The organism is Janthinobacterium sp. AD80 (genome assembly GCF_002878455.1).
In the GTDB taxonomy this organism is placed as follows: Bacteria; Pseudomonadota; Gammaproteobacteria; order Burkholderiales; family Burkholderiaceae_D; genus Janthinobacterium.
Genome location: NZ_NRDQ01000290.1, coordinates 1 through 4788 on the forward strand (window position 1 = coordinate 1; position 4788 = coordinate 4788).

A 4788-nucleotide genomic window follows, 5' to 3' on the forward strand; every position below is an offset into this window, starting at 1 on the left:
AGGGCCAGCAGCGCCGCTGCCAGCAGCGGCGCGGTGCGGCGCGTGTTCACATTATTCATGCGGTGTGTGCGGCTCATGCGGCTTCTCCCAGCGCGACCGTGCGTGCGGCGGGCGCCGCGCGGCGCCTGCTCAGCAAGGTGAAAAACAACGGTGTAAACAACAGGCCCGACAAGGTCACGCCCAGCATGCCGGCAAAGACGGCCGTGCCCATCGACTGGCGCATTTCCGCGCCCGCGCCGGAAGACAGCATTAGCGGTATCGCGCCCAAGAGGAATGCCAGTGAGGTCATCAGGATGGGCCGCAGACGGGTGCGGGCGGCGGCGATGGCCGCTTCGCGCGCATCGGCGCCGGCCGCCATCGCCTGGCGCGCGAATTCCACGATCAGGATGGCATTCTTGGCCGCCAGGCCGATCAGCACCACGATGCTGATCTGCGTCAGCACGTTGTTGTCCATGCCGCGCCACGACACGCCGACCAGCGTGGCCAGCACGCAGCTGGGCACGATCAGCACGACGGACAGGGGCAGCAGCCAGCTTTCAAACAGGGCCGCCAGCAGCAGGTAGACAAGCAGCACGGCCAGGCCCAGCACCATGCCGGTGCTGCCGCCCGCGTGCTTTTCCTGCAGTGCCAGTTCCGTCCACTCGTAGTCGAAGCCGGCAGGCAGGCGGGCCTTGAGCAGCTCTTCCATCGCGGCGATGGTCTGCCCCGTCGAATAGCCAGGCTTGGTGCTGCCCTGGATTTCGGCGGCCGGATACAGGTTGTAGCGCGGCACGCGGAACGGCGCCGTGCCTTCGCTGAAGGTGGCCACGCTGCCCAGCGGCACCATGTCGCCGTTGGCGGCGCGCGTTTTCAGCGCGGCCAGGTCGGCCACGCTGCGCCGGTAGGGCGCGTCCGCCTGGGCTGTGACGCGCCACACCCTGCCCATCAGGTTCATGTCGTTGACGAAGACGGGCGCCATGTAGCTTTGCAGGGTCTCGTTGACGCGCAGCAGCGGCACGCCCAGGTATTCCGCCTTGGTGCGGTCCAGTTCCACCTTGACCTGCGGGCTCATGGCGTTGAACGGCGTGAAGGCACCCATTACCGAGGGCAGCTTGGATGCCTCTTCGACGATGCCGCGCGCGGCTGCCTGCAAGGCTTGCGGTCCCAGGCCGCCCGTGTCGCGCAGCATCAGCTTGAAGCCGCCGCCCGTGCCGATGCCGGGCACGGAGGGCGGCGGTATCACCATCACGCGCGCCGCGCTGATGGGCGCCAGCCTGGCGCGCATGGCGCCCAGCATGGCCGGGCCGTCCAGGCCATCGCTGGCGCGCGCGCCGAAGTCCTTGAACATGGTGAAGATGACGGCCGTATTCGGCGCCGACGTAAACGTGGCGCCGTCGGTGCCGACAAAGGCGGCCGTGTGGGCCACGCCGGGGTGGCTCATCAGGCGTGCCGTGGCGTCCTGCACCACTTCGCTGGTGCGCGCCAGGGTCGAGCCGGCCGGCAGCTGGATCGAGACGATGGCGTAGCCGCGGTCCAGCTGCGGCACGAAACCGCGCGGCGTCACGTCCAGCCGCCACAGGGTCAGACCCGCCAGCAGCAGGTACACCGGCAGCATCAGCCAGCGCCGCGAGAGGATGCGCCCCGTCAGCCGCACGTAGCCGCCCGTCAGGCGGGAAAAGCCGCGGTTGAAGATGGTCATCCAGCGTGCGCCCAGGCTGTTGGCATCGTGCTGCGGCTTGAGCAGCAGCGCGGCCAGGGCCGGCGACAGTGTCAGCGAGACCAGCGCCGAGATGACGGTGGAGGCGGCGATGGTGACGGCGAACTGGCGGTAGAACATGCCGGAGATGCCGTCGATGAAGGCCGTCGGCACGAACACGGCCACCAGCACCAGCGCGATGGCGATCAGGGCGAAGCCCACCTCGTTCATGCTGCGCTGCGCCGCGGCGACGGGGCTCATGCCTTCCTCCATATGGCGCTCGACGTTTTCCACCACCACGATGGCGTCATCGACGACGATGCCGATGGCCAGCACCAGGCCGAACAGCGACAGGGTATTCAGGGTGTAGCCCATCGCGGCGAGCACCGTGAAGGTGCCGACCAGGGACACGGGAATGGCCAGGATGGGAATGATGGCGGCGCGCCAGGAGCCGAGGAACAGCAGCATGGCCACGCAAACCAGCAGCGCGGCTTCGAAGATGGTGTCGCGCACCTTGTCGATCGAGAAGCGGATGAATTCGGTCGGATTGTAATACGCGTGGTAGGCCACGTCCTGTGGGAACTCGGCTTCCATTTTGGCCAGCTGCGCCAGCACGCGGTCGCCGGTAGCCAGCGCGTTCGAGCCGGGCAGCAGGCTGATGCCCAGCGCGATGGCCGTGCGGTTGTCGACGAAGCCGCTTTCCGTATAGTCCTGCGCGCCCATCTCGACGCGCGCCACGTCGCGCAGGCGCACCACGCCGCCGTCCGCATGGGCGGCCACGACGATCGCCTCGAATTCGGCCACATCGCGCAGGCGGCTTTGCGCCTGCACCTGCACCTGGTAGGCGCCGTCGCTGCCGCCCGGCGGCTGGTTCAGCACCCCGGCGGCGACCTGCGAGTTGGCTTGCCGCACGGCGGCGATGACTTCCGGCGCCGTCAGGCCCAGCGAGGCCACGCGTGCCGGGTCGAGCCAGATGCGCATCGAGAAGTCGCGCGCGCCGCGCGTGTAGATGTCGCCCACGCCTTCCACGCGGGCCAGCTTGTCCTTGACGGCGGTGCCGATGAAGTTGGAGATGTATTGCTGGTCGCGCGTGCCTTTGGGCGAGTCGAACAGCACCACCATCAGCAGGTCGGGCGAAGCCTTCTTGACGGCCAGCCCCAGGCGCCGCACGGCGTCGGGCAGGCGCGCTTCGGCCACCGCCACGCGGTTCTGCACCAGCGACTGCGCCTGTTCGACGTTGGTGCCCGGCTTGAACACCACGCTGATGGTCAGCTTGCCGTCGCCCACCGATTGCGATGACATGTAGAGCATGCCGTCGACGCCGTTGATTTCCTGTTCGATCGGCGCGGCGACGGTATCGGCGATTTCCTGCGCCGAGGCGCCAGGATAGTTGGCCTTCACCGTCACCGTGGGCGGCACGATTTCGGGGAACTCCGAGATTGGCAGGCGCATGGCCGACACCGCGCCCACCAGGGTGATGAGGATGGACAGCACGATGGCAAACACGGGCCGGCGGATGAAAAATTGGGAGAAACGCATGGCCTCTCCTTAAGCGCCGTTGGCGCGCGGAGCGGCCACCAGCACCTGGTCGCCCGGGCGCACCTTGGCCGCGCCGGAGACGATGACCTTGTCCTGCGGTCCGAGGCCGGACAGCACGATCTGCTTGTCGCCCCGCAGGCCGCCCAGTTCCAGCTTGCGCGGCGCCACCTTGCCCGCCGCGTCCACGACGAACACCATTTTTTTGTTCTGGTCGCTGAGGATGGCGGCGTCGGGCACCAGCAGGCGCTCCTGCGCCGCGCCGACGGGGATGCGCACGCGCGCAAAGCTGCCCGGCATGACGGCGCGGTCGGCATTGGCCAGGCTGGCGCGCAGGCGCACCGTGCCCGAGCGGGCGCTGATTTCGTTGTCGACAAAGTCGACGGTGGCATCCTGGGCGGGGCCGCCGCCATCGAGCGCCAGCTGCACCTTCGATGGCAGCTTGCTTTGCTGGCGCAGGCGCTGGAAATCCGCTTCCGACAGGTCGACCATGGCGCGCACGGGGCTGTGCGCAACGATGGTGGTCAGCACGCCGCTTTGCGCCGCGCCGCCGGCCACGTAGTTGCCGACATCCACGCGGCGGTCCGACACGGTGCCGGCGATGGGCGCGCGCATGGTGGTGAAGGACAGTTCCAGTTCGGCGCTGCGCAGCTCCGCCTGGCTCAGCATGACGGCCGCCTGCGCGCCTTCCAGTTCGCCGCGCGCCCGCTCCAGCTCCTCGGTGCTGGCCGCGCCCGTTTGCTGCAGCCGGCTGCTGCGCTCGAACTGGGCCGTGGCCAGCTTGCTGCGCGCGCTGGCCTGCGCCAGGCTGGCCTGGGCGCGGTCGCGCGCCGCCGCGAAGGGGCGCGGGTCGATGACGAACAGCGCATCGCCGGCCTTGACCTGCTGGCCATCGCGAAAGGCGATCTGCTGCAAATAGCCCGACACGCGCGAGCGCACTTCCACGCGCTGCGACGGCTCGATGCGGCCCGTGTAGTCGAGGGTCGCCTGCACCATCGATGTTTCAGGCAGGGCCACGGACACGGTGGCCTTGGGCGGCGGGCCGCCAGGCGCGGCCTGGGAACGGCCGCAGCCGGATAATGTGGCGCTGCAGGCCAGGGCCAGCAGTAGTAACAGCGGGACGGGCAGGGACGGAATCGGACGGGGGCGCATCATGCGGGGTCTCCAGAAGGCGTTGGGGGCTTGGCCAGGGCGCGGCCGAGCGCAAAAATGGCCAGCGCGGCGAGTATCAGCGCGCTGGCGACGGCAAAGGTGGCGTGCATGCCACGGATCATGGCGGCTGGCTGGGCGCTGGCGAGATCGCTGGCGCTGGCAAAAAAAGCGAAGATGGCGCCCATCACGGAAGCGCCCGTGACGAGGCCCAGATTGCGCGACAGATTGAGCATGCCGGAGATGAGGCCGCGCTGGTCGGGGACGATGTCGCCCATTACGGCCGTATTGTTGGCCGCCTGGAACAGCGCGTAGCTGGCCGTGAGCAGCATGATGGGCGCGACATAACCGGGGATGCCCAGGCTGGCGGGCAGCAGCGACAGCGCCAGGCAGGCGGCAGCCGCGCCGCACAGGCCCGCGCCGCCCAT

Annotated in this window: 2 protein-coding genes and 1 pseudogene; all 3 read right to left on the bottom strand. The window is 69.0% G+C overall.

Features of this window, described 5'->3' with window-relative positions:
* Positions 1–73: 73 nt before the first annotated feature.
* On the bottom strand, positions 74–3214 hold the full coding sequence (locus tag JaAD80_RS28760) for an efflux RND transporter permease subunit (RefSeq protein ID WP_102299589.1): 3141 nt from the start codon (positions 3212–3214) through the stop codon (positions 74–76).
* A gap of 9 nt (positions 3215–3223) precedes the next feature.
* On the bottom strand, positions 3224–4366 hold the full coding sequence (locus JaAD80_RS28765) for an efflux RND transporter periplasmic adaptor subunit (protein ID WP_102299591.1): 1143 nt from the start codon (positions 4364–4366) through the stop codon (positions 3224–3226).
* Positions 4363–4788: pseudogene (locus JaAD80_RS31070) on the bottom strand (MFS transporter); the annotation flags it as partial. The gene JaAD80_RS28765 and the pseudogene JaAD80_RS31070, both read right to left, overlap by 4 nt.

Excerpts from the sequence above, each read along its gene's own strand:
- JaAD80_RS28760 (WP_102299589.1), bottom strand. The coding sequence starts at position 3,214 with ATGCGTTTCTCCCAATTTTTCATCCGCCGGCCCGTGTTTGCCATCGTG.
- JaAD80_RS28765 (WP_102299591.1), bottom strand. The coding sequence starts at position 4,366 with ATGATGCGCCCCCGTCCGATTCCGTCCCTGCCCGTCCCGCTGTTACTA.